The organism is Bacillus sp. NMCN1 (assembly GCF_002998085.1).
GTDB lineage: Bacteria > Bacillota > Bacilli > Bacillales > Bacillaceae > Bacillus.
The window spans coordinates 474,247-498,329 of sequence record NZ_PVQL01000002.1 but is presented as its reverse complement, the minus strand read 5'-3'; the positions used below and the strand labels follow the sequence as shown (position 1 = coordinate 498,329).

Below are 24,083 nucleotides of genomic sequence, written 5' to 3'. Positions count from 1 at the left end.
TGCATAATAGTCTACTAATCTCTTTATCGACAAAAACAAGTACTCTTTCAAGTCATTTATGCAATAGAAAAATAGAGGACCCCTTCGAAGTCCTCTTTTCCTTTATATATGCGACACAATCAGTTCACAAGTTCCTTCAATTGAGAAGCTCCCTGTTTCAGCCGGCAGGATAAAATGAGCTCCTTTAGGCAGTGGATATGTATGTCCCTCATGCGTTAAAGCCCCTTCTCCATCAATCACACTGCACAGCAAAAACGGATAATCTTGCGAAAACTCTACTCGTTGATCAATTTCCCATTTATACACAGAGAAATACTCTGCTTCAACAAATGTTCGAATGGTCAGCCCTCGGCGTGTTTCGACTGATTCATCTGCATAACCGTCTACATGAGGAACCGTTGTGACATCAATGGCTTGCGCAAAATGCAGTTCACGTTCATTGCCATTCTGATCTTTTCGTTCATAGTCATATACCCGATAGGTTGTATCTGAGCTTTGCTGTGTTTCAAGGACAAGCGTTCCTTCGCAGAGCGCATGAATGGTTCCGCTTGGCACATAATAAAAATCACCAGGCTTAATCTTCACACGACGCAAAAGACCTTCCCAATCCCCACTATTCATCATGGTCACAAGCTCAGTTCTTGTTCTTGCATTATGCCCATAGATCATTTCTGCTCCTTCTTTGCAGTCAATGATATACCAGCACTCTGTTTTTCCAAGCTCTCCATTTTCATGTCTTTCCGCATAATCATCATCTGGATGGACTTGAACGGACAAGTCTTGGTTTGCATCTAAAATTTTGGTTAAGAGCGGGAATCGATCGCCTTCTATTCCCCCGAACAATTCTCTGTGATTGTCCCATAGTTCGATCAGCGTTTTCCCTTTATATGGACCGTCTTGCACGACACTTGGTCCGTTTGGATGAGCAGAAATTGCCCAGCATTCTCCCGTTTGATCAGAAGGAATATTATAGCCAAATTGATCCCTTAAGGCTGTACCTCCCCATATTCTCTCCTTCAATTCAGGCAGTAAAAAAATTGGTGACTGCTTCATTCAGGATGACTCCTCCCTTTGCTACCCTGTGATAATCCTTGCCAAGCTTAATGAAAACTAGCAAGTCTTAACTTTTATTATGACGCTATCTAAAGAGAAGTCAATCCTTTCAGTACACCAAATGAAAACGATAACACGAAAACCATTTCATCCTTTGACAGAGCCTGCAAGAAGCCCTTTGACAAAGTATTTTCCGAGCAGAATATAGACCAAAAGTGTCGGCAGTGCGGCCAATATTGCCCCTGCCATTTGAACGTTCCATTGGACAATTTGACTGCCTGATAGATTTTGCAAGGCGACCATCACCGGCTGATGCTCCGCAGTGGTCATCGTGACTGCAAATAAGAACTCATTCCACACATTTGTGAACTGCCAAATGGCGACAACAACAAATCCTGTGATCGAAAGCGGAAGAATCATATGCCTGAAAATCCCGATAAACCCTGCGCCGTCCATTTTCGCCGATTCAATCATTTCATCAGGGATGCTCACATAGAAGTTTCGAAACATGAGCGTTGTGATCGGGAGTCCATATACGACATGGACAAGCACCAGACCTGGAATCGAATTATATAATCCGACTTCACGCAAAAATTGAATGAGTGGAATGAGGATGCTTTGATATGGAATAAACATCCCAAACAGCATCAGCGTAAAGACCACTTCTGATCCTTTGAAACGCCATTTTGATAGGACATAGCCATTCATCGCACCTAAGACAGCTGACAATAAGGTAGCCGGAATGACGAGATAAAGAGAATTCATTAAATTGGGCGCTAGCTTTTCAAACGCAATTTGATAGCTTGAAAAATCAATTGTTGATGGCAGTGCCCACATTTCCTCGAGAGTCACTTCACCTAACGGCTTCAAGCTTGTGACGAGCATGACATAGACTGGCATCAGAAAAAAGAGACTGCACAAAATCAATAAAGCATAAAGGACTGGGCGGACAAACCACCTGGCTGTCATGAGGAAGCCCCCTTCCGGCTCGACAGGAGATACGGCACGATAAAGACCGCAACAGAGAGCAGCATCACAATCGCAATGGCGGCACCGCCTGCATAATGGTTTCCTCTAAAGGTCATTTCAAACATGTAAACGCCAGGAACATCCGTCACAAAGTTCGCACCCGGTCCTGTCATCGAGTAAATCAAATCGAAAATCTTTAACGAAATATGAGCCATGATGATAATGACACTTGCAGTAATCGGTTTTAATAGAGGAAAAATAATCTTCCGGTAAATCTGCCACTCTGTTGCGCCATCCATTCTAGCAGCCTCTCTTACTTCCTCTGGAATTCCTCTCAAACCCGCCAAATACATCGCTAGAGAAAATCCAGTCATTTGCCAAACAGCTGCAATCACGACTGCAATCATTGCCGCTGGGACACCAAACTCAATTTTCCCCCAGACAAATCCGGCTAAAATGTTCGTATCCGTGTACCACTTAGGTTGGATACCAAGCGTTTTTAAAAACAGATTCACCCCAGTGGACGGGTTTAAAATCCATTGCCAGACGACTCCTGTCACAACAAAGGAAAGGGCCATTGGAAAGAAAAATAAATTCCGAAATAGAGATTCACCCTTGATCTTCTGATCTAGTAATATCGCAAGCGTGAGACCAGAGGCAATGACGGCTCCAATAAAGAATAGAGTAAAAAAGACCGTGTTTCGAAGATCTGACTGAAAGCGGAAATCTTGAAACAGCATGAAATAGTTTTGAAGACCTGCAAAAGAGAAATTCGGAACAAGCGAGGTCCAGTTTGATAATGACACATACCCTGTCCAGCCAATAAAGCCGTAAACAAAGATGAATAATAAAACAGCCGACGGGGCTAAAAATAGCAGCGCAAGCAGCTGATCCCCATTCCATTTTTTCCGAACACGTTTGACTTTGGGTGTTGCTGCTTTTGTGATTGGCGATGTGTCCATGCGCATGAAGCTACACTCCTTTTCAAAAAAGAGGCGGTGCTTAGTCGCCGCCTCCTCGTCTTTATTTCATTGAATCTTTTAAAGATGATACAAACTGGCTGCTGTTTTTTTGCGTGACGAAGATATTGACGGCTTGATTCGCTTTTGTCACAAACCCTTCTTCAGCAGCTGAACCATGTGCGAGAGACGGCGCCAGCTTTGATTCTTTAAATGCCTTCATCGCCGATTTTCCGTATTCATCATATTTTGATACATCTGCATCCACACGTGCCGGAATCGATCCCTTCAGCGGATTAAACGCATCCTGTCCTTCCACAGATCCTAAGACAGATAAGAATTTCTTCACGTTTTCTGGCTGTTTCACGCCCTTTGGAAGTCCAAATGTATCGGTGATTACCATAAAGCTTCCCTCTGTTCCAGGAGTCGCCGCGTATCCAAAGTCTTCATTCACCTTCAGATCCAGATCATTCACAAAATACCCCTTCGCCCAGTCGCCCATGACATTCATTGCTGCTTCCCCTTTTGCCACGAGCTGAGAGGCATCCTGCCAGTTACGTGAGCTGTGATCATCATTGACGTATTCAAGCATGCGTCCAAAAATGTCTGCCGCTTCCTTCACTTTTGAGTCATCCATTTTCATATCGCCAGCCCAAAGTTTTTGATATCCGTCAGCTCCTAAAACGCCCAGCAGCACACTCTCAAACAAATGTGTCGCTGCCCAAGGCTCTTTATCCCCAAGTGCAAGCGGTGTAATCCCTTTTTTCTTTAATGCATCTGCTGTTTTGAAAAATTCATCAAAGGTCGTTGGCGGCTCTAAGCCTGCATCATCAAATACCTTCTTGTTATACCAAAGCACATTGCCTCGGTGAATATTCACTGGTACTGAATAAATTTTCCCATCTTTGCTGACAAGGTCAATCAGTGATTCTGGAAATTTGTCCTTCCAGCCTTCTTTTTCATATAGATCATCCAGCGGCTCCATTTTGCCTGCTGCGACCCAGCTCTCATTTAGCTCCGCTCCGCCATGGACTTGGAATGTAGCTGGCGGGTCATTCCCTTGCATCCGGCTAGTCAGAACAGCCTTTGCATTCGTACCAGCACCACCTGCGACGGCTGCATTTTCAATTGGGATGTCTTTATTTTTCTCTTCAAACAATTGAATGAGTGCTTTCAGTCCGTCCTCCTCACCTGCTCCAGTCCACCAAGAGAAAATGTCGAGCTTCTCTGCTCCGCCCTCTTTTTTTTCATCTGAGCTCGTCGATGAACTACAGGCAGTGATGATAAGCATACAGAGCGCTAACAACGTAAAGCCTAATTTGACCTTCATGATTGATCCCCCATCCCTATTTTGTAAGCGTTATCAAAATAAGTATAATGGCAGATCCTTGCTTTTTTTCAGACAAACTTCTTCACTTTTTTATGAAATTCTTCATTTTTTTATGGTCTGTTTTCGATATTCCTTCGGTGAACAGCCGACCATCTTCTTAAACACACGGCTGACGTAGTTGGGGTCTGTATATCCTGCCTGATAGGTAATTTCTTTTAAACTAAGTGAACTGTCTTTGAGAAGCTTTTTGATTTTATCCAGCCGGCAGGTTGTCACATACTCTTTAAATGTCAGCCCTGTCTCGTCTTTAAACCGCTTTGTGAAATAGGTTGGACTTAAATCAACATAGGCGGCAGTCTGCTCAAGCGTGATCTGTTCACAAAAATGCGTTTTGATGTAGCGTTTTGCCCGCTCAATATCATTCACAGTCTGGGTTCTCGCTTCGTACACGTCAAATAAATGTTCACAGCACTGACGGCATTCAGCTGCGGTGCTGATCTTTAATATTGGCCAGTCTGTTCGGAGCCGTGATTTAAATAAAATCAGCAGCTCTTTTAGTTGTGAAATGGTCGCTCCCTCTAGTTCAAAGGCATCGAATAAAGCCAGCGCATCCTCTCTTCTCCCTTCTTCCATTGCCTGCATCATATCGTCTGCAAGCTCCGGCAGATGGATCAATGGATGGGACTGTTCTTCTGTTTGGTAAAAACCATAACGAACAACGCCGGGACTCTTTTTTCGCTGATAATAGGAAAGCTTCGCCTCTGCTGCACTTTTCTGAAGGTAAAGCGGGTTTGAGACCGGGTGTCCTATGCCAACGACAGGTGAAGGCTGATCGTTTGTTGTGGCAGTTCGAATCGACTGCAGGACATCTGCCTTTAACTGACCAGGCGCTTGGTGACGATAAATGAGACATGTAAACAGCTCACCACTCACCTGAATCGGCACCGTATGAAAAAGAGCAGATGCCTGTAAATCAATCAACAGCTGATCCCCGCCTGTCCGCTGACCAGCGATGACAAGACCTGCTTCATATTCGTGAAACAGTTGTTGAAACTCCATGGAGGTATAGGATTGACCGTTTATGACATGAGCTTCGAGCCACTTTGACTGCTGACCGGCCGCCACTGCCTGCCGCTGAGACGCCTCCTGCTGAATCTCTGCCGCTACCGTTCGAATGGCGGCGATGGTTTCATCTTTGTCAGCCGGTTTGACGAGGTATTGCTTCACCCCTTCCTGCATCGCTTGCTTGGCATAATCGAACGTATCGTATGCTGTCAGCATAATGAATTTTGTATGAGGACTGCTCGCTTTGATTTGCTTAATCGCTGTCAATCCATCCATTCCGGGCATCTGAATATCCATGAGAACAAGATGAACGGGCTTGGTTCGTACGAATTCAACCGCCTTCTTTCCATTTTCAGCTTCTCCTGCGATATGACACTCTGGAAGCCAATCGGTCATGAACTTCCGCATCGCTAGTCGTTCTATTTTTTCATCATCCACAATCAGCACGTTCAGCATGCCGGTCCCTCCTTCATCGGAATAGCCAATTGAATGGTGGTGCCTTCGTTTGGCTTTGAGTCAATTTGAAGGGCATCTTTTACCCCGTAAAACAAATGCAGCCTTGACATCACATTTCGAAGACCGATCCCTGTCGAGTGCCCTTTACTCAAGGTGTTTGGATCTCCCTCTTCTTTTTCTGATAGCAATCTTCTTATCTCTTGTTCATTGATCCCCATCCCATTGTCCTGAATCCGAATCATCACATAGCCGCCTTCTTGATAGATCGAGAGCTCGACAAGCCCGTCTTCCTCCTTTGGTTCAACGCCATGAATAAAGGCATTTTCGACAAGCGGCTGTAAGGTAAGACTGGGGATATGTACAGATAAACACGATTCATCTATGGTCGTTTTGCATGTGATACGATCGGCAAATCTTGTTTCTTGTATATGAAAATATTCTTTGACCACTTTTACTTCTTGCTCCAACGTAACAGATGCACTAAGAGCAGAGAGCGAATACCGCATCAGCGTGGAAACGGATTGGATCAACCTCGATGTGGCATCCGCTGATTCTAAGTAAGCCATGCGCGAGACGATGTTTAATGTATTAAATAAAAAATGTGGATTCATTTGGTTTTGCAGCGTTTTCAGCTTCATGTCTTTGATTTTTTGATCTAAGGCTGCCTTTTGTTTCATCTCTTCAATCATCATTTTCATCTCTTGACGCATTCGCTGAAAGGCCTCATTTAATACAGAAATTTCATCCTTTGAGGTGACATGAAAGTCCGCTCCATCAAAATTCCCTTCTGATACTTCCTTTACGCTTCGAGAGAGATGGACGATCGGCCTTGATATCCCGCCAGCAATCATATACGCCATCCATAATGCAACCCCAATGGATAGCGTAAACAAACATAAGGTAAAGAGCGCATAGGTTTGGTGTCTTTTTTGCAGAGATTGATAGAGCACTTGATACTCAGACAATTCATCATCAAGCAGGGTCATTGTTTGCTCTTGTATGTAGGAGGAGACGGTTCTTACTTCCTTCACACTTGCTGCATATTCTTTGATTTTCCCTTCTTTTACATGTGTCATGGTCGCATCACTTTCATTGATGAGCGTCCGCATCATATATTGGTATTTTTCGATAGAAGGAATGGCCGCATGAAGCCCGGCATCTTTTTGCAATGCCTGATCGTAGGATTTCATTTTCTGTTTTGAAGCCAGATATTCTTTGGCAAACTGCCGATCCTTTTCAATCGCATACGCATTGACCTTTTCATACATCGTTTTTGCCTCTGTCGATATATCATTGAGCAGGAGAAAAGAACGAAAGCTTCTGCTATATTCTGATGTGATATTCGAGCTGCTCCAATAGACGAAAAAAGCGGCCACGTTGCCAATGAACACAAGGATTAAAAATGCCAATAACAGCTTACTTCGAATCCTTCTCATGGCTGCACCCCCTGCTTTCTGTCTGTTTGCTGCAAAGGCAGATCCTCGCGCCGAATCACACTCGTTCCTGTGTACTGGAGTGGTTCTTCTTTTTCACCTTTCTGCAAACGCACAAGCGATTCCACTGCTTGATAGCCCATTTCATAAGGGTGCTGAACAACCACTGCATCAATCTCTCCATCATCGAGCGCCTGAATCGTATCAGGCAATGTGTCAAATGCAAGCACATAAACATCCGTGGACGATCGATATTGTGCTGTTGCTTGAATGATGCCTGCACCATCTAATGCACTCGTGCCGTAAAATGCGGTGAGCTTCGCATGATCGTTTAATAGTTTATACGCGGCACCTGAAGCCCCTGATTTCGTAATGGCTGATTCTTCTATTCCAGCAATATGAATGCGTTTTTCAGCGGCGACGGCATCTCGAAATCCTTTGACGCGCTGCTTTTGATGAACGGCATCAAGTCTGCCTGTGACAATTCCTACATACTGTTCGCCTTTTGTATCTGCGATGAGTGCCTGTCCTGCGATAAAGCCTGAATAATAATTGTCCGTGCCTACATACACTTGACGCTTGCTCCCCTCTGCATCCGTATCAACGGTGACAACATCAATACCCTTATCCCTCGCCTTCTGAAAAAGCGGTTTGTATTTTTTCGCATCAAGTCCCTGCGTCATAATGCCATCGACATGCCCTGCGATCGCCATATCAATGGTTTTCAAATGATCGTCTATATCTGCTTGCTTCGGACCCAAATATTCTAGATACACGCGATGAACGTCTGCCGCATCAACAGCTCCCCTTTGTACCAGCTGCCAATATTCATTATCAAGTTCCTCCGGTACAAGGACAAAGTGATATTGATAGGTTGATGACGCTTTTTCGGAAGCGCTTTCAATTTTAAATAAATCTTGACCTAATAATGTTAGAAAGATGACTGATACGACACAAAAAGTGAGAAATGCGCCCATCCCGATCCACTTTGATACTTTCACCACATCCTCCCCCTTTCTAATATAGCCGCATAAAAAAAGAGCTGCTTATAAGCATACTCTCTCGACCTCTATAATTCCTTTGTCATAAATAAACTGTTTGGATCTTCTTGATATGAATCGAAAGGCGGACAAACATAAAAACCAACACTCTCATATAGTTTTCTTGCTGGCTCGAAGAACGACATCGCCCCTGTCTCTAAGCTGACACGTGTATAGCCTCGCCGTTTTGCCTCTTGGAGAAGATGGTTCAGCATATACCTTGCTACACCTTTTCGCATATGGAGAGCTGCGGTCCTCATTGATTTGATTTCGCCGTGCTCACTTGACAGCTCCTTTAACGCTCCGCAGCCAAGAAGCTCCTCTCCTTCCCGCACACTCCACACTGTGACATCTTGCTTTTTCAAATCAGCTAACGGTAGGGCATGAATGCTTTCTAGCGGGGAATGCTCTTTCATTTCTTCTATATGAGCGGTAATCAGCTGCTCTATTTGTCCACCCGTGAGTGTATCTAGTTGAATGTACATGTCTATCACTCCTTCACGATCATTGTACGTGAAGAGTCAGCATTCACCTGCTGTTATGTCAGATAAACGAACAAACAACCGGCATCCATCTGCCAGTTGTTCGTTTGATCTCAACTATTTATGAAGAAAGTACCGCTTGTAACTCTTCTGCTGTACTGCTTTCAAGCTGACTTCCGACTCCTACTGCCACAGCACCTGCTTTCAGCCATTTCGGAACATCGGCTGGATGAATACCGCCCGTCGGAATAAATTCAATCTCTGGAAATGGGCCTTGTAAGTTTTTCATATAGGATAAACCGAAGGAGCCGCTTGGAAAAAGCTTGAGCAAGCAGTAGCCAGCTCCTTTTGCCTGCATGATTTCACTTGGGGTGAGGACACCTGGTACATAGAGTGTGTCGTGAAATGAGAGATGCTCTCCAATGACAGGGAGATATCCTGGACTGACAATAAATTGTGAGCCTGCTTCAATGGCTGATTGTGCCTGCTCAAGGTTTGTAATTGTGCCTGCTCCTATAATCAGATCTTGCTCATGCTGAAAGGACGCGATGATGCGTTCGGCATTGGGCGTGGTATACGTCACTTCAATGGCACGAACACCTTTTTTCTTTAAACGCTCAATCATCTCAATGCCTTCTGCTTCACTACTCGCTCTCACCACCGCAATCAGCTTACAAGACGCGAGCCGCTCTTTAACGCTCGAACTTGCTGACTTTCCCATATCCTTCATCCCCCTTCATATATTCCCGTCTGTGATATCGTTTGGCTTCTTTCATAAAAGCCTGAAGCTCTTCCCGAGTAGGCAGTCCATCCTTATCGCCTGGAGACATCACCGCAAGAGCCCCTACAGCATTGCCTCTTGTCACAGATTTTTCATATGATAAACCGTCCAATAAGCCGCTGATGACCCCCACGGCAAATCCATCACCGGCACCGACTGTATCAACGACATCCTGCACATGAAATCCGCTCACAATCCCCTGGCTGTCTGCACTTTTATAAAAGGCACCTTCTTCACCAAGCTTAATGACCACAAGCTTGACGCCTTTTTGCAAATAAACATCGGCAATCTCTTCCGGCTCGTGACAACCTGTGAGTCTTTGCCCTTCTGCAAGACCCGGAAAAAACCAATCTACTTGAAAAGCCATTTGATTCACCGTATGAATCATATCTTCCTCCTCTTCCCATAGCTGAAGCCGAAGGTTTGGATCAAATGAAATGGTTTTGCCCGCTTCTTTCATCTTTTGAAGGGCATGAAAAGAAAACGCTCTCATTTCACTGGATAGTGCAGGCGGGATACCTGTCATATGGAGGTGTCCTGCCTGTTTGAAATAGCTGGCGGGAAAGTCGCTTGGACTCATTGTGCTCGCAGCAGATCCTTTACGATAATACGTGACGTCAGGGTCTCCATCCATCACTTTTGATTTAAGTAAAATCCCAGTTTGAGATCCATCATTTGAACGGAGCACTGCACTTGTATCGACCCCTTCTTTTTGAAGCTCTTCTAAAATAAATGTGCCAAGTGAATCTGCTCCGACTTTGCTCATCCATCCCACATCAAAACCTAGCCTCGCCAAGCCAACAGCCACGTTACTTTCGGCACCAGCAAGCGCCTTTTGGAATGTATGCACTTGATGAAGCTCTCCGGCTTCTTTTGCGTAAAACATCGCCATTGATTCCCCAAATGTGACCGCATCCAATGCTTTCACTCATTTCTCCCCTTTCTTGGTACCGGTTTCAAATCAGTTGAAAAAGAGAGAGCATCCACGTATGTATACTCTTCTCTGTTTGTCGTTTATAAAGATTTTCTTACGATGATTTCTCCATCAAGCTGAATGGTTTGGGGCGCACTTTCATCCCCTTCTAGCCGTGTCTTGATTTTTTGCATGGCTGCTTTCCCCATTTCATGAGATGGCTGGGCAACCGTTGTAATTCCAGGCCCAATCAGCTTATACCATTCTGTATCATCAAACCCTGCAATGCCTATCTCCTCTGGAATCTTTATCCCAAGCTCTACAAGCTCACTTATCAGCTTCAGCATGAGTAATCCATTGGCTGCTAAAATCGCTTTTTTCTGTTCGTTTGATTGTACAAAACGGACAAGCTCTTCTCGCAATTGTTCCTTATGCTTCAAATCAATTTCTACAGTGAGCGGCTTCTTATGTTTACTCATGGCTGTCTGTTCATATGCTTCTTTTCGTTCTTCACGAGGACTAATCCCATCGACCGGCTCGGTAAAGAAGGCGATGTGCTCATAGCCTTTCTCATACATTTGTTGAAGCAGCTGGATCGTGATATCACGGTTATTCGTTGTCACTGTGTCGACTTTTAGTTCAGGTAATTTCCGGTCAACAAGGACAATCGGTACACCGTTTTTCTTAAAATCCTGCAAAATGTCATTGTTCTTGCCTGTCGTATTGATGATGAGCCCTTCAATATAATGCGCATTCAGCTTAAGGAGCATTTCCCGTTCTTTTTCTGGACGGTTATCTGTGTTGCACACCATAATGCTGTACCCATATTCATCACAAATTTCTTCGACTCCCCGAAGTGTCGCTACAGAGAATGGATTCGTAATGTCGGCTACAATAAACCCAATGACTTTGCTTTTTCTTACTTTCAATCCTTGAGCGAGCTGACTCGGACGATAATGCATTTCCTCAATGGCTTTTTTGATTTTTTTTACCTTTTCAGTAGAAATTTCATTTGTTTTGCCATTGATATATCTGGATACAGTTGATTTTGAAACACCTGCATAAGCGGCCACTTCGTTGATGGTAACTTTCGTTTGCTTTTTCTCTTTCATTCAAAAAACTCCCACAATCAATGTCTTCTCATTTGTTTCGAAACCGATTTCAAATAACTTAAAAAGATCATATCATAATTTCATGTTTTCCAGAAGATTTTTTTGCATGAAGAGGGCAAAAAATCATCTAAATAAACAAAAAGAAAACGATTTCAAAATAACGGTTGACGACACTCTCTTTTTCCTCTAGAATTTTCCTTGAAACCGATACCAAATAAAACAACAATATTTTGTTTCAGATGGAAAGGGAGGCTTATCTTAAATGGAAAATCGTTATGCTGTACACCCTGAGCAGGTCAAACGTTTTACAACAGAGGAACTTCGTCGTCATTTTCATATTCCTACGCTATTCGTCAGTGGTGAATTAAAGCTCTACTATTCGCATGAGGATCGCGTAGTGATTGGCGGAGCCATACCGGCAGCAGAGCCGCTCAAATTAGATGCCGGAGACTTTTTACGTACGGAGTATTTCCTTGAAAGACGAGAGATCGGCATTGTGAATGTCGGCGGACAAGGAACGGTCACTGTCGATGGTGAGACCTTTGTACTGGAGCATAAAGATTTCTTATATATTGGACTTGGACACAAAGATGTACAGTTTGCTAGTTCATCAGGCGAAGAAGCCAAGTTCTATCTTGTATCAGCCACGGCTCATCAAGCGTACCCTACACAAAAAGCAGCCATCACTAAATTAACACCGAACCACTTAGGGGAAGCGTCTGCTTCAAACGTACGAAACCTGTATCAAGTCATCCATGCAAACGGCATCCAAAGCTGTCAGCTCATGATGGGAATGACTCAGCTGGAAACCAATAACACGTGGAATACGATGCCCGCTCATATTCATGATCGGCGTATGGAAGTTTACTTATATCTTGATATCGAAGAAGATGCACGTGTCTTTCATTTTATGGGAGAGCCATCTGAAACAAGACATCTCGTTGTTGCCAATGAGGAAGCGGTCATTTCTCCTGCCTGGTCTATTCATTCAGGCTCGGGTACAGCGAATTATTCATTTATTTGGGCGATGGCAGGCGAGAACTATACGTTCAAAGATATGGATTTTGTCCCAATGGACCAGCTGAGGTAATGTGATGACGACAGCATCCTATGTAGCGTCCCTCTTTTCTCTTGAAGGCAAAACAGCTCTTGTGACAGGACCTGGAACCGGCATTGGGCAGGGCATTGCTGTGGCGCTTGCCAGGTCAGGCGCAAATATCATCGGCACATACCATCACACACCGCTTGAGGAAACGAAAGCACTAGTCGAACAGACGGGCCGATCGTTTCATGCAGTTCAGGTTGACTTTTCCGATCCTCAAACGGCAAAACAGGCTGTCGATGCCATGTTACAAAAGCATACGATCGATATTTTAATCAATAATGTTGGAACCATTAAAAGAGAGCAGGCCGCTCATTATTCAGAGGAAGATTGGCATACGGTCATGAATGTGAATATCAACAGTCTCTTTTTTCTCACCCAAAAGGTTGGACAGCAGATGCTGAAAAACGGGCAAGGGAAAATCGTGAATATTGCCTCCCTTCTATCGTTTCAAGGCGGCGTCTTTGTCCCCGCTTATACAGCAAGTAAACACGCAGTCGCAGGGCTGACGAAGGCTTTTGCAAACGAATGGGCGAACCAGTATATACAAGTGAATGCGATCGCTCCGGGTTACATTGCGACCAATAACACGCAAGCCATTCGGGACGATGAGAATCGAAATGAAGAGATACTCAAACGAATCCCTGCCGGGCGCTGGGGAAAGCCCGAGGATCTAGCCGGTGCTGCTGTTTTCCTAAGCTCACCAGCCTCTGATTATATGAACGGTCACATTTTAGCTGTTGATGGCGGCTGGCTTGCGAGATAAATCTATCGGGAGAATTCCTATTTTTAGGGATTCTCTTTTTTCTATTTGCATAATTCTCCTCCTTCCGAGTCACTCTATAAAAAAACATGACATGAGGGTGAGGTATTATGAAAAGTCGTATTGAACAAGATATAGCATCCGTCATCAAGCGCGTCAAAAGCTTTGCTGGGAAAAGTGATGATATCGTGTTCCACTCATTTTCATTTGGCCCTTCCGCTATCTCTGCGTGTCTCATGTACGTTGAAGGACTCACAGAATTTGAGATGCTTTCCAAGCAAATCATTTCACCCATGCAAAAGGAACTGGACATCACCGAGGTTGATCCTACTACGCTTTCCTCCCTGTCTAAAACGTTCTTTGGCATACAAAATGACGTGCTGGAGGATATGAACCTTGCCATCGAGCAGTTATATAGCGGCAGGGCTATTTTATTTATAGATGGCGCGGCTCAAGCACTTGCGCTCCAAACGAACCTTTTTCAATTTAGAGAAGTAGCAGAGCCGCAATCGGAAGTACTTGTAAGAGGGCCGCGGATCGGTTTTATTGAAAATCTTGAAAAAAACACGGCTTTAATCCGTGAGCGGGCAAACGACCCTAACCTTGTCATTCAAAAGGTAAATGTAGGTACTCGCAATAAAAAGTCTGCTGTCCTTGTGTACGTTCGTGATATTGTTGATCCCAAATTAGTAGAAGATGTTCTATCACGCATGACCGAAATCAAAATGGATGACATCCCTGAAACCGGTTATATTGAACAGCTGATTGAGGACAGTCACATCTCCATTTTTCCGCAGATTCAAAACACAGAACGTCCTGACAGGGTGATCGCATCCGTGCTTGAAGGCAAAGTCTCCATTTTGCTCGACGGCACACCTTTTGCCCTCATCATGCCTATGACACTTACAGCCTTGATGCAATCACCGGAGGATTATTATCAAAGATGGACAAGTGCGACTCTTTTGCGCCTACTCCGGTATTTTGCCGTACTGTTAACGATTTTTTTACCAGGGCTCTATATCGCTCTTGTCTCTTATCACCCCGGTTTATTACCAACACGAATGGCAATTACCATCGCAGGCAGCCGGCAGAATGTTCCGTTTCCTCCTGTGGTCGAGGCGATTCTTATGTCTTTTACGATTGAGCTGCTGCGAGAAGCTGGCCTTCGGCTTCCTAGAGCCATCGGGCAGACAATTGGGCTCATTGGCGGCGTCATCATTGGTCAGGCGGCTGTCCAAGCCAATATCGTCAGTGCGTTAATGGTGATTATCGTGTCGCTGACCGCCTTAGCCGATTTCACTGCCCCTTCGTATGACTTTAGTTTCCCGCTGCGTATCTTGCGGTTTATGGCCATTTTCAGTTCAGCGATGTTTGGGTTATATGGCTTAATCATGTGTTATTTATTTGTGCTTTGTCACCTGATGCAATTAAAGACCTTTGGTTTTGACTATTTCACACCTGTTTTGTCCTCACCGTTTTCAGATTTAAAGGATACGTATGTACGTTTACCAATTGGTCTATTTAAATCGAGACCGAAAACAGCAAAAATAAAAAATCTCAAAAGACAAGGAGATTAAACGATGTACAGAGCTGAGAAGCTATCATTGTTACAAGTCACCATTCTGTGCAGCTCTACAATGATAGGCGCTGGAATTTTAACCATTCCACGCAGTTCTGCCGATTCAGGGTTCCCTGATGGCTGGATCATTGTATTGATACAGGGAGTCATCTTTGCATTCGTTGCTTTTTTGTTAGGATGGATTGCTGAAAAAAATGCACCTGACACCATTTTTGAGTCAAATACTAAAGGAGCCGGTGCAATCTTTGGCACGTTCTTTAACTTAATGCTGATTGCCTATTTACTAGGCATTGTCGGCTTTGAAGCGCGTGTTCTCGGGGAGGTTGTTCAGTTTTTCCTGCTGCAATCGACTCCTATGGCAGTGATTGTGATGATTTTTCTTCTTGTGGCTATCTATCATTTGAAAAGTGGTATCTTTCCAATAGTGAAAATGGTGACATACATATATCCGATAACGATGATCATTTATATTGGGCTCATGCTGTTTAGTTTGAAAATATTCGATTTTGATTACTTACGCCCGGTGATGGCGCACGGGTTTAAAGATTTCAGTAATTTGTTCTCTCAAACATTTATTCAATTTACAGGCTTTGAGGTCATTTTGTTTGTTGTACCACTCATTTATAAAGACAAATGGTCGAAGGCGAAATGGGCCGCTGCAATCGGGGTCGGAATTACTTCTCTTATCTATTCTCTCACGCTCTTTATCGTGATTGGTTCCATGACCGTTGGAGAAACGAAATCCCTCACCTGGCCCACTGTCTCACTCATTCAAGCACTAGAACTTGAAGGGGTCTTCATTGAACGATTTGATATTTTTTTACTGACGATCTGGACTTGCCAGCAGTTTATTTGCATGCTTGGCTTTTTCCAATTTGCCATTAAAGGGTGCCACACAGTCTTTAAGACGACCAATGTAACGGGACTGCTATGGCTGCTGTTTTTAATTACCTCTGCACTCTCCCTTTTTCCGAAAAATATCAATGAAGTCTTTTACTTCTCTACTTTACTCGGCTACGCATTGTTCGCGATTTTAGCCATTCCTTTTATTACAGCTGTTCTGTTGATGATACGTAAAAAATGGGGAGGTCGTTCTGCATGAGAGGAAAGCGTGTATTGTTCATCTTTTTATCCTGCTGTCTTTTCCTTTTATCAGCAGGGTGCTGGGATTTAAAGGATATTGAGAAATTATCATTTGTGCGCGGCATTGGCATTGACGAGGAAGATCAGCAAGGAATCAAGCTCACCTATCAAAATCTTGTGCCGAAATTGGGCGGGACACAAGAAGCGGATTCTCCTGGCTATGTGAATGTCGTCTCAAAAGGAAAAAATGTGCTGGAGGCTGTCAGTAATGTCGCCTTAAAGGACCCGCCGATTTATAGTGATCATCTGAAAATCTTTTTGTTCGGCAAAAATCAGGCAGAGCATCACGATATTCAAGGAGCGCTCAATCATTTTATACGAGATGATGAGGTTCGGCGAAGCAGCTATCTTCTCGTGTCACGAGATGATGCGTCAAAAGTGATCAACCAAAAATTGAAATCACAACAAAAGATTCCGGTTGAACATATCTTTGAAACATCCAAAAACCGAAGCTTTAACGGAAAGATTTTGCTGCCAACCCGTATTGGCCGGGCATCTGATTACTTCCAGATGGGCGCTAGCTTCCTTGTCCAAAGTGTAGATGCGATAAACGGTGAACTTATTTATAATGGGGCAGGAATTATAGATGGAAAAACACGAAAACTGATCGGTTTCATCCCTGCGAAGGATGTCCAATCTTTAAATTGGGTGATGGACCGAATTTCAGGCGGCGTTGTACCTGCCACCTACAAAGACTTTCCGATCACGTATGAAATTAAGAAAGCAAAAACCAAGGTTGAACCCTATCTGAAAGATGGACATATTTCCTTTAAAATTAATGTCAACACCCAAGGAAAGCTCTCTGAAGATCAGTACCCTGCAGAAAATTCCTTCGATGAGCAGTACATCAAAAGATTTGAGCATATTTTTGCTAACAAAATCAAACAGCGAATTCAAAAAGCGGTCCATCATGTGCAAAAAGAGGTGGGCGTTGATCCCATATTTTTAAGCCGGCAGTTTCGTATTAAATACCCTGACTATTGGGAAAAACACCGAAACGAGTGGGATACGCTCTTTCAAGAAGCGGATATCGAATATGATGTCAAAGTCAGCATTTTGAACTTTGGGGCAGAAGGTGCAACGAAAAGCTTCAAATGGTAATGCAAAAGGCGGTTATCCCGAGGGGGATCCGCCTTTTTTACTCACGACAATTAAAAGCTGATATAGAGTTACTTGTTCAGACAACGCTTTTGTTTGAAAGCCAAGTGACACTCCTACTCTCGCCACCTCGTCAAAAAACAATTGGACGTTTTGATCAATCGGAACATTGATCCGCTGCTCGTTCACCCGTTCAAATAAATGGTCCGGGAAAAGCGAACGCATGGTGTTTGGTGTGAAGAACCTCAGGTGACCTCGGTCTAAAATGCCTACATCTTGATACGTAAAATCCCCTGTCATTAACGGGAGAAGCACCTCCGCATGCATCATGTTGGGCAAGCAGCAAATGATCACGCCGCCCGGTTTTAAAGATGCGTGCGCCTGTTCAATGATGTGCCAAGGATCTGACACATGCTCTAAAACATCCGAAAAAATGATGGCATCAAAAAAGGCCTCTTTCTCTAACCATGGGTACTCATCCGCTTTTGCCTCGATGACTTCTTCGTAATATGCCTTTGCGATTGCTGCTTTTAATGGATCGGTCTCTACCCCGTACATGTCAACAGACTGCCGATTCATTATTTCAAGTCCTGTTGCCCCTTCACCGCATCCCACATCAAGCACACAAGCAGCGTCTTCAGGCAGCAGAGCTGCAAAGTACGGATGAGGGGCCATCAGATTGAGATCAATGCCCCATTTATCTAAAAACCGAAGCCTGTTCTCTGCAAACAGTGTAGAGATGTTCGTTTCTTCATTCGCACGAAAGGTTGCGTGACCGTGATGATGCACAAATGAATCGTGGACGATTTGCAGCTGATATCCCTTGAGCAAGGATCTCAAACAAAGATCGTCATCCTCAAATGATCCATACACGAACCGTTCATCAAATAATCCCACATCCTCGATGAGCTCTCTTTTCACAAGCAGACAAAAACCTACAAGCCGATGTACATATGTTCTCTGACCTTTTCTCTCAGCCGTATAATTCCTCGCAAAGGCCGGGAGCTCTTTCACATCTGTATACGATGGCTCGACCATTTGAGGACCGCTCACATAATTGGAGACTGGTCCTACCATACCAATCCGTTCTGATGCAAGTAACGCCTCTTTTAATGGAGAAAGCCAGTTTTCCGTCACGATCGTGTCATTATTTAAAAAGAGAATGCTATCTCCTGTCGCTTTTTTCGCTCCTTGATTACAGCCCTTTGCAAAGCCTTGATTCTCTGTGTTTTCAATGAAAATCACATCTTTCAGCTCTCTCACATATTCCTTCGTACCGTCGGTTGACGCATTATCAACGATGATGAGTTCATATTGGTCACTTACGGTATGCTGCTTAATGCTGTCGATACATTTTTTCGTTAAATGCAGTTCATTGTACGTCAGCATGACAATGCTCGTTTTTCCTTTCATCTCATTTCCACCTTTCGTCAGCCTGTTCCATATGTATGTCATATGCAGCACGTTCAGAAGATGAGAGATTGTCCTTTCTTAATTAAACGTTTGTTTAACAAAGAAAAACCAGTTGGTCATTGTTCACACCGTTTTTCCTTCGTCACTTGCGATGGCACGGTTCCTCTTTTTTAAATCTTCTTCAATTTCTTCAAGACTTTTCCCTTTCGTTTCCGTCACCAAATATTTCACAAACAAGAAGGTGCCTACGCCGATGACCGCGTAAATGAGGAAAAGATTACTAATACCCATCGCGCTTAGTAAAGTTGGGAATGTAAGCGAGATGATTAAATTCCCTGTATGAAGGAGAAAGGTAGAGACACCTGTACCGATTCCTCGGACATGTACTGGGAACAGCTCAGGAAGCATTACCCAAACGACAGGCCCCCAGCTGACGGCAAAGATGACGATGAAGAGCCCTAAACAAATAATGGTTGTCCACCCTGCAGCTGTTGACCCCTCGAAAAATCGATTGACCACTGACAGGACAATTAAACTTAGGACCATGCCAGCATTCCCAAACAGAAGCAGTGCTTTACGCCCTACCCGGTCAATGATTTTAATCGCCACAAACGTCATGACGACATTCACTGCCCCAATTCCGACGGTTCCTAAAATTGCCGCTGAATTACCAAAGCCAACGCTTGTAAATGTTTTTGGCGCATAGTAAATAATCGTATTGGTTCCGATAAACTGCTGTAAAAAGGCAAGACCGACACCAGCGATTAATGCTGGGCGTACCCATGGCTCAAATAATTCCTTAAAACCGCCTTTTTCTTCACTTTCTGCCTGTTGAATATCTGAAATTTCTTCTTCAACTTCTTGCTTACTCTTTCTGAGATTAGATAATATCTCTTTCGCACGGTCTGCCTGTCCATGGACAAACAGCCAGCGGGGACTTTCTGGCATAAACAAAATCCCACATAATAAAAGCACAGAAGGCACGACCGCAATTCCAAGCATCAGGCGCCATGCCTCTGCATCCGCTAAAGCGTAGTTCACAATATAAGCGAGAAGAATACCAAATGTGATCATGAGCTGGTTTAATGAGGACAGTGCACCTCGAGATTCTTTTGGAGCAAGTTCAGATAAATATAATGGAACAATCGTTGTCGAGCACCCGACAGCAAGCCCTAGTACAATTCGGAATAAGACCATCACTTCCGTATTCGGAGCAAGGGCTGTACCAAATCCGCCGATAATAAACAAAATCGCTGCGGCGATGATGGCTTTTTTCCGCCCGAATTGGTCTGTCAGCTTACCAGAAAGAGAGGAACCAAGCATCGCCCCGATTAAAATCGAACTGACAACAAGTCCCTCTGTAAACGCGTTTAACCCTAAATCCTCTTTCATAAATAAGATGGCGCCAGAAATAACACCTGTATCATAGCCATATAAGGCGCCGCCAAGTGCGCCGAAGAAATAAAGCCATCCATTCCGATTTTTCATGTTCATAACCCCTCTTTTGTTCTGTATGTACTGGATGTTTCTCTATGGAAAATCATTTTCCTCACTTTCTGTCACTTCAAACATTTCAATGTTTTATGACAAATATATTTCATTTGCGTATCATTGAAACTTTTTAAGATAAGGAAACGTCAATTAAGCGTTAGTGGAAAAAATGTCGCACTATATCCCGTTTTAAGGTATATTTGTTTTAGTTTGTAAGCAAAAAGAAGGGCATCTTTACTATAAAAATCATAGCGAGGGTTTAAAATATATGGATCAATCTAGAACGAAACGCAAAGGAAAAAAGCGTTTAAAGCCATGGGTGAAAGTCACTCTGTTTATCATCGGTATTCTTTTACTGACAACCGCTTCTGTCACAGGCTATGCCTACTACAAAGTGACAAATGCTGCCAAAAAAGCGCAAGTATCTCTAGATCGCGGTGCACAATCTGTGAAACGGATTGAAGCATTCGATCCCGGGAAAGACAGCTTTTCTGTCTTGCTGCTTGGCATTGACAGCAGACCGGGCGAAACAGTGAAACAAGCACGAAGCGACGCGATGGTCTTAGCAACAGTCAATCGTACAAATAAAACCGTGAAATTATTAAGCATTCCAAGGGACTCATATGTGAATATTCCAGGGCATGGCTATGACAAAATTACGCATGCACATGCATTTGGCGGTGCAGATTTAACCTTGAGTACAGTCGAAGATTTACTAGATATTCCGGTTGATTTTGTGATCCAGAGTAATTTCAAAGCATTTAAAGAGATCGTGAATGAACTAAATGGGGTTTCTATTAACATCAAGGATGAATATCTTGTCAAACAGGTTCTAAAAGATACAAAGGGCAAGGTACAGCTTCAAACAGGAACTCATACGCTAGATGGTGATCAAGCTCTCGCATATGTGAGAACAAGAAAAGCAGATAGTGATTTAATGCGCGGACAGCGTCAAATGGAAGTATTAAAAGCCATTTTTGATAAATCAAAATCGTTAACGTCTATTCCGTCATATGACAATATCATTGATACACTTGGTGAGAATGTCTCCACCAACCTTTCAATGAAAGAGCTAGTCGGGCTTTTCCCGCTGCTGACGTCATTGAAATCGGTTGATACCATTCAGCTTAAAGGCTCTAATTATCAGCCAAACGGGGTTTATTATTACCAATTGGATCAAAACCAGCTAAACGAAGTGAAGACTGAATTGAAGAAGCAGCTTGAATTATCATAAACAGAAAGCGTCCCAAAGGGGGGCGCTTTTTTGATTGTTGACAAAGGGCTAAAATGGGTTTTATTTTAGCCCTTTGTCTTCTTTTCAGCGTGATAGAAAACCTTTGCACTCTAGGAAGGACGAGCACCGAAGCGGAGCGAATTTAATATTCGTGAGCATCGGCGCACAGGACTGACACCGAATGCGAGGGTTTGTCTACACGCTGAAAGCGTCCCAAAGGGGCGCTTTTTTACTTGTTGACGATGATGAAGATTTTAGCCCTTTGGCTTATTCCCTTGATCATTCGGTCATTTTTGTTTAGCCTTGATAGAGAGGAACAAGCATCCTATTGCTTATGATAATGAAGGAAATCGTACATACTTTGAAGAGGCTATTGCATGCATGAAGGAGGATTTGACAGCGATGAAAAAAATGATTGCGATTGATTTAGACGGTACACTTTTAAATACAAAAAGTGAAATATCTGCTCAAAACCGGGAGGCATTGATTCGTGCGAAAGAAGCGGGATATATTGTCACCATCTGTACAGGGCGGGCGACTTTTGATGTAAAGGAGCTGCTTGGCGATTTGGACATCCCGATTATTGCAGCAAACGGCGGGACCGTTCATACAGAAGGTTACAAACTTTTCAGCCGTATCACCCTTGACCAAGAAGCAGGAAAACGAGCTGCTAAGGTATTAGTAGAACGAAACATTTACTTTGAGGTCTATACGGACGATGCGCTCCTCTCTCCTTTTGATGGAAAAGAGAAGCTGAAAGCAGAATTTGATGTGATCAAAAGTGCGAACCCAAATGAGGATGTAGCTGATTTATGGGAAGGAGCGATGACTCAATTCAAACAATTTGGCATCAAACCAGTAGATGATATTCGCCAGATTTTTGAGTCGAATGAAGCGACCTATAAATTACTCTGCTTCTCATTTGATATGAACAAATTACAGGAAGCACGAGATCTACTCGCGGAAATGCCTGAGCTTTCATTGACCTCTTCTGGAAAACATATCATTGAGGTACTTCCAAAAGAGTCTGGGAAAGGACATGCTCTTAAAAAGCTCGCAGCTTATTATGACGTAGACCGCTCACATATTTATGCGATTGGCGACAGCCCCAACGATCTATCCATGTTTGAGGAAGCAGGCCACCGCATTGCAATGGGGAATGCCGTTGATGTCATTAAAGAAAAGAGCACCTACATCACAAAAGGCAATCATGAAGACGGTGTTGCTTACTTTATTGATTTGCTTTTACAAAATCAATTCCACGAAAAAAAGACGCTTGTCTGATCAGCGCCTAGAGAAAAGTCTAAAAGTCCGATACGAGCGTTAATCGGGCTTTTTCTTTATTTTTTGATTCTAATAGCCGTCTCATATTTATTCTTCCAGTACGTACTTGTTTTCATATTCGTAAGCACGACACCATTTGAGACGGTCATATGAATAACTTGATTTGATCCTGCATAAATCGCCGGCATCAATGACGTGCCACTAAAGAAAACGAGGTCTCCCGGCTTCAGCTCCGAACGTTTCACAGGCGTACCTGCCTTGACTTGACCTGACGCATAACGAGGCAGCTCAATACCAATACCAAGCACTTCTCGATACACGTACTGTGTGAACCCTGCTGTGTCAAAGCCTTGCTTTGGATTCGTACCACCTTTGACATAAGGAACTTCACCAATATACGTAGCGGCTTTTGAGACAATCGGGTCTTCTTTTGCTAATTTCAGCTCTGTTAACCGTTTCGCACCTGTCCATTTCTCGCGCCAATACGATTCAGACAAATAAGAAATCGTGACACTTTCCGAACGGCTCGCATGAATAAAACGGTCGCCCCCAATATACATCCCTACATGAGAAATGCCTGGCTTATATGTGTTGCTAAAAAAGACAAAATCCCCAGGACGTATATCCTCTAATGTCACTTTTTCTCCAACCATCCACTGCTGTTCAGCACTTCGAGGTAAATAAATCCCTAGTGACTTTTCAAATAAATATTGTAAAAAACCTGAACAATCAAAGCCAACCTTAGGGTCTGCTGCACCAAATACATAAGGAATACCTACATATTTCATCGCATCTTTCACAAGACGGTCATCAGAGATTTCCTGCTTGCCAGGCAGTCGTTTGACGGCATAAAAACGGTCCGTCCAGTATTTGCTTTTGCTGACATCTGTTTTCACCACACCTTGACTGAGGGTAATATGGATGACCTGATCGTTACCAGCGTACAACGCCACATGTGTCGGGATATCCTTTGTTTCTTCAAGGCTGCGAAAATATACAAGGTCACCCGGCTGGGCTTTGTCCCATGATACCTTTTTTCCAATCTGATACTGGTCGATCACCTTACGCGGCAAATCAAATGCTCCTGATGTCTTGTACACATATTGAATAAACCCAGATGCGTCAAAGCCCGTTTTTTGATCGGTTCCTCCTTTATGATAAGGTGTTCCAATCAGCTTTTCCGCTTGCTCCAAAGGAGACGATGCTTGAGCAGATACTTCTGATTGAGACATGAACATCAGCCCTACGAGCGCGCACCCACCAATCAAGATTTCTTTCCATTTCATGATCTTTCCCCTCCTTTTTTCTATAGTTTCGACATGACACCTTTCATTTTACACCTTTTTTCGACAAAAAAGAGCACGCAATGCGTGCCCTCTATGC

The 24,083-nt window shown here is 43.6% G+C and carries 21 protein-coding genes; 7 read left to right on the top strand and 14 right to left on the bottom strand.

Features of this window, described 5'->3' with window-relative positions:
• Positions 1 to 102: 102 nt before the first annotated feature.
• The 11 genes from manA to C6W21_RS12310 form a co-directional block, all read right to left on the bottom strand.
• Positions 103 to 1,053 carry a mannose-6-phosphate isomerase, class I gene (gene manA / locus C6W21_RS12360; RefSeq protein ID WP_106050611.1) on the bottom strand — a complete coding sequence of 317 codons (951 nt, stop codon included), beginning with the start codon at positions 1,051 to 1,053 and terminating at the stop codon, positions 103 to 105.
• 147 nt (positions 1,054 to 1,200) lie between these two features.
• A complete protein-coding gene (locus C6W21_RS12355; RefSeq protein ID WP_106050610.1) occupies positions 1,201 to 2,022 on the bottom strand; it encodes a carbohydrate ABC transporter permease in 822 nt (273 codons plus the stop codon).
• The gene (locus tag C6W21_RS12350; protein ID WP_189318188.1) at positions 2,019 to 2,990 is read right to left on the bottom strand and encodes a carbohydrate ABC transporter permease; all 972 of its coding nucleotides are present in this window, start codon (positions 2,988 to 2,990) and stop codon (positions 2,019 to 2,021) included. The genes C6W21_RS12355 and C6W21_RS12350 overlap by 4 nt, the downstream gene beginning before the upstream one ends.
• 55 nt (positions 2,991 to 3,045) lie before the next feature.
• Positions 3,046 to 4,311 (bottom strand): ABC transporter substrate-binding protein, encoded by a 1,266-nt coding sequence (locus C6W21_RS12345; RefSeq protein ID WP_106050609.1) that lies wholly within the window; start codon positions 4,309 to 4,311, stop codon positions 3,046 to 3,048.
• Positions 4,312 to 4,413: 102 nt separating this feature from the next.
• Positions 4,414 to 5,832: a response regulator gene (locus C6W21_RS12340; RefSeq protein WP_106050608.1), complete on the bottom strand. Its 1,419-nt coding sequence runs from the start codon at positions 5,830 to 5,832 to the stop codon at positions 4,414 to 4,416.
• The gene (locus tag C6W21_RS12335; RefSeq protein WP_106050607.1) at positions 5,826 to 7,268 is read right to left on the bottom strand and encodes a sensor histidine kinase; all 1,443 of its coding nucleotides are present in this window, start codon (positions 7,266 to 7,268) and stop codon (positions 5,826 to 5,828) included. The genes C6W21_RS12340 and C6W21_RS12335 overlap by 7 nt, the downstream gene beginning before the upstream one ends.
• A complete protein-coding gene (locus tag C6W21_RS12330) occupies positions 7,265 to 8,266 on the bottom strand; it encodes a sugar-binding protein (RefSeq protein WP_106050606.1) in 1,002 nt (333 codons plus the stop codon). Before C6W21_RS12330 ends, C6W21_RS12335 begins: the two co-directional genes overlap by 4 nt.
• Before the next feature lie 68 nt (positions 8,267 to 8,334).
• A complete protein-coding gene (locus tag C6W21_RS12325) occupies positions 8,335 to 8,790 on the bottom strand; it encodes a GNAT family N-acetyltransferase (protein WP_106050605.1) in 456 nt (151 codons plus the stop codon).
• A 118-nt stretch (positions 8,791 to 8,908) separates the two neighbouring features.
• Positions 8,909 to 9,508, bottom strand: a complete 600-nt coding sequence (locus C6W21_RS12320; RefSeq protein WP_106050604.1) for a bifunctional 4-hydroxy-2-oxoglutarate aldolase/2-dehydro-3-deoxy-phosphogluconate aldolase — start codon at positions 9,506 to 9,508, stop codon at positions 8,909 to 8,911.
• Positions 9,480 to 10,496 (bottom strand): sugar kinase, encoded by a 1,017-nt coding sequence (locus C6W21_RS12315; RefSeq protein ID WP_106050603.1) that lies wholly within the window; start codon positions 10,494 to 10,496, stop codon positions 9,480 to 9,482. The genes C6W21_RS12320 and C6W21_RS12315 overlap by 29 nt, the downstream gene beginning before the upstream one ends.
• Positions 10,497 to 10,582: 86 nt before the next feature.
• Positions 10,583 to 11,593, bottom strand: a complete 1,011-nt coding sequence (locus C6W21_RS12310; protein ID WP_106050602.1) for a LacI family DNA-binding transcriptional regulator — start codon at positions 11,591 to 11,593, stop codon at positions 10,583 to 10,585.
• 262 nt (positions 11,594 to 11,855) lie between these two features.
• On the opposite strand from C6W21_RS12310, the gene kduI reads away from it, so the two are divergent.
• The 5 genes from kduI to C6W21_RS12285 all read left to right on the top strand — a co-directional run bounded on the left by kduI (position 11,856) and on the right by C6W21_RS12285 (position 17,281).
• The gene (gene kduI, locus C6W21_RS12305) at positions 11,856 to 12,683 is read left to right on the top strand and encodes a 5-dehydro-4-deoxy-D-glucuronate isomerase (protein ID WP_106056394.1); all 828 of its coding nucleotides are present in this window, start codon (positions 11,856 to 11,858) and stop codon (positions 12,681 to 12,683) included.
• Positions 12,684 to 12,687: 4 nt separating this feature from the next.
• Positions 12,688 to 13,461, top strand: a complete 774-nt coding sequence (gene kduD, locus C6W21_RS12300) for a 2-dehydro-3-deoxy-D-gluconate 5-dehydrogenase KduD (RefSeq protein ID WP_106056392.1) — start codon at positions 12,688 to 12,690, stop codon at positions 13,459 to 13,461.
• A gap of 107 nt (positions 13,462 to 13,568) precedes the next feature.
• Complete coding sequence (locus C6W21_RS12295) at positions 13,569 to 15,035, top strand: spore germination protein (protein WP_106056390.1); 1,467 nt, start codon at positions 13,569 to 13,571, stop codon at positions 15,033 to 15,035.
• A gap of 3 nt (positions 15,036 to 15,038) precedes the next feature.
• Positions 15,039 to 16,139 carry a GerAB/ArcD/ProY family transporter gene (locus tag C6W21_RS12290; RefSeq protein WP_106056388.1) on the top strand — a complete coding sequence of 367 codons (1,101 nt, stop codon included), beginning with the start codon at positions 15,039 to 15,041 and terminating at the stop codon, positions 16,137 to 16,139.
• Positions 16,136 to 17,281, top strand: coding sequence for a Ger(x)C family spore germination protein (locus tag C6W21_RS12285; RefSeq protein ID WP_106056386.1), 1,146 nt, complete (start codon positions 16,136 to 16,138; stop codon positions 17,279 to 17,281). The genes C6W21_RS12290 and C6W21_RS12285 overlap by 4 nt, the downstream gene beginning before the upstream one ends.
• Before the next feature lie 12 nt (positions 17,282 to 17,293).
• Here the strand turns inward: C6W21_RS12285 and C6W21_RS12280 are convergent, their stop codons facing one another.
• Together C6W21_RS12280 and C6W21_RS12275 are read right to left on the bottom strand one after the other, a co-directional pair.
• Positions 17,294 to 18,691 carry a bifunctional glycosyltransferase family 2 protein/class I SAM-dependent methyltransferase gene (locus tag C6W21_RS12280; protein WP_106056384.1) on the bottom strand — a complete coding sequence of 466 codons (1,398 nt, stop codon included), beginning with the start codon at positions 18,689 to 18,691 and terminating at the stop codon, positions 17,294 to 17,296.
• 123 nt (positions 18,692 to 18,814) lie between these two features.
• Positions 18,815 to 20,179, bottom strand: a complete 1,365-nt coding sequence (locus tag C6W21_RS12275) for a sugar porter family MFS transporter (RefSeq protein ID WP_106056382.1) — start codon at positions 20,177 to 20,179, stop codon at positions 18,815 to 18,817.
• 271 nt (positions 20,180 to 20,450) lie between these two features.
• Between C6W21_RS12275 and C6W21_RS12270 the strand changes: the two genes are divergently transcribed.
• Entirely contained in the window at positions 20,451 to 21,416 is a 966-nt protein-coding gene (locus C6W21_RS12270) for an LCP family protein (RefSeq protein WP_106050594.1), read from the top strand.
• A gap of 402 nt (positions 21,417 to 21,818) precedes the next feature.
• Entirely contained in the window at positions 21,819 to 22,700 is an 882-nt protein-coding gene (locus C6W21_RS12265; protein ID WP_189318187.1) for a Cof-type HAD-IIB family hydrolase, read from the top strand.
• A gap of 56 nt (positions 22,701 to 22,756) precedes the next feature.
• Here C6W21_RS12265 and C6W21_RS12260 read toward each other — a convergent pair whose 3' ends face one another.
• Positions 22,757 to 23,986: a C40 family peptidase gene (locus C6W21_RS12260; protein WP_106056378.1), complete on the bottom strand. Its 1,230-nt coding sequence runs from the start codon at positions 23,984 to 23,986 to the stop codon at positions 22,757 to 22,759.
• Positions 23,987 to 24,083: the final 97 nt, after the last annotated feature.

Bases quoted from the DNA above. Each gene is read 5' to 3' on its own strand.
- manA (WP_106050611.1), bottom strand. From the start codon at position 1,053: ATGAAGCAGTCACCAATTTTTTTACTGCCTGAATTGAAGGAGAGAATA.
- C6W21_RS12355 (WP_106050610.1), bottom strand. From the start codon at position 2,022: ATGACAGCCAGGTGGTTTGTCCGCCCAGTCCTTTATGCTTTATTGATT.
- C6W21_RS12350 (WP_189318188.1), bottom strand. From the start codon at position 2,990: ATGCGCATGGACACATCGCCAATCACAAAAGCAGCAACACCCAAAGTC.
- C6W21_RS12345 (WP_106050609.1), bottom strand. From the start codon at position 4,311: ATGAAGGTCAAATTAGGCTTTACGTTGTTAGCGCTCTGTATGCTTATC.
- C6W21_RS12340 (WP_106050608.1), bottom strand. From the start codon at position 5,832: ATGCTGAACGTGCTGATTGTGGATGATGAAAAAATAGAACGACTAGCG.
- C6W21_RS12335 (WP_106050607.1), bottom strand. From the start codon at position 7,268: ATGAGAAGGATTCGAAGTAAGCTGTTATTGGCATTTTTAATCCTTGTG.
- C6W21_RS12325 (WP_106050605.1), bottom strand. From the start codon at position 8,790: ATGTACATTCAACTAGATACACTCACGGGTGGACAAATAGAGCAGCTG.
- C6W21_RS12320 (WP_106050604.1), bottom strand. From the start codon at position 9,508: ATGGGAAAGTCAGCAAGTTCGAGCGTTAAAGAGCGGCTCGCGTCTTGT.
- C6W21_RS12310 (WP_106050602.1), bottom strand. From the start codon at position 11,593: ATGAAAGAGAAAAAGCAAACGAAAGTTACCATCAACGAAGTGGCCGCT.
- kduI (WP_106056394.1), top strand. From the start codon at position 11,856: ATGGAAAATCGTTATGCTGTACACCCTGAGCAGGTCAAACGTTTTACA.
- kduD (WP_106056392.1), top strand. From the start codon at position 12,688: ATGACGACAGCATCCTATGTAGCGTCCCTCTTTTCTCTTGAAGGCAAA.
- C6W21_RS12295 (WP_106056390.1), top strand. From the start codon at position 13,569: ATGAAAAGTCGTATTGAACAAGATATAGCATCCGTCATCAAGCGCGTC.
- C6W21_RS12290 (WP_106056388.1), top strand. From the start codon at position 15,039: ATGTACAGAGCTGAGAAGCTATCATTGTTACAAGTCACCATTCTGTGC.
- C6W21_RS12285 (WP_106056386.1), top strand. From the start codon at position 16,136: ATGAGAGGAAAGCGTGTATTGTTCATCTTTTTATCCTGCTGTCTTTTC.
- C6W21_RS12280 (WP_106056384.1), bottom strand. From the start codon at position 18,691: ATGAAAGGAAAAACGAGCATTGTCATGCTGACGTACAATGAACTGCAT.
- C6W21_RS12275 (WP_106056382.1), bottom strand. From the start codon at position 20,179: ATGAAAAATCGGAATGGATGGCTTTATTTCTTCGGCGCACTTGGCGGC.
- C6W21_RS12270 (WP_106050594.1), top strand. From the start codon at position 20,451: ATGGATCAATCTAGAACGAAACGCAAAGGAAAAAAGCGTTTAAAGCCA.
- C6W21_RS12265 (WP_189318187.1), top strand. From the start codon at position 21,819: ATGAAAAAAATGATTGCGATTGATTTAGACGGTACACTTTTAAATACA.
- C6W21_RS12260 (WP_106056378.1), bottom strand. From the start codon at position 23,986: ATGAAATGGAAAGAAATCTTGATTGGTGGGTGCGCGCTCGTAGGGCTG.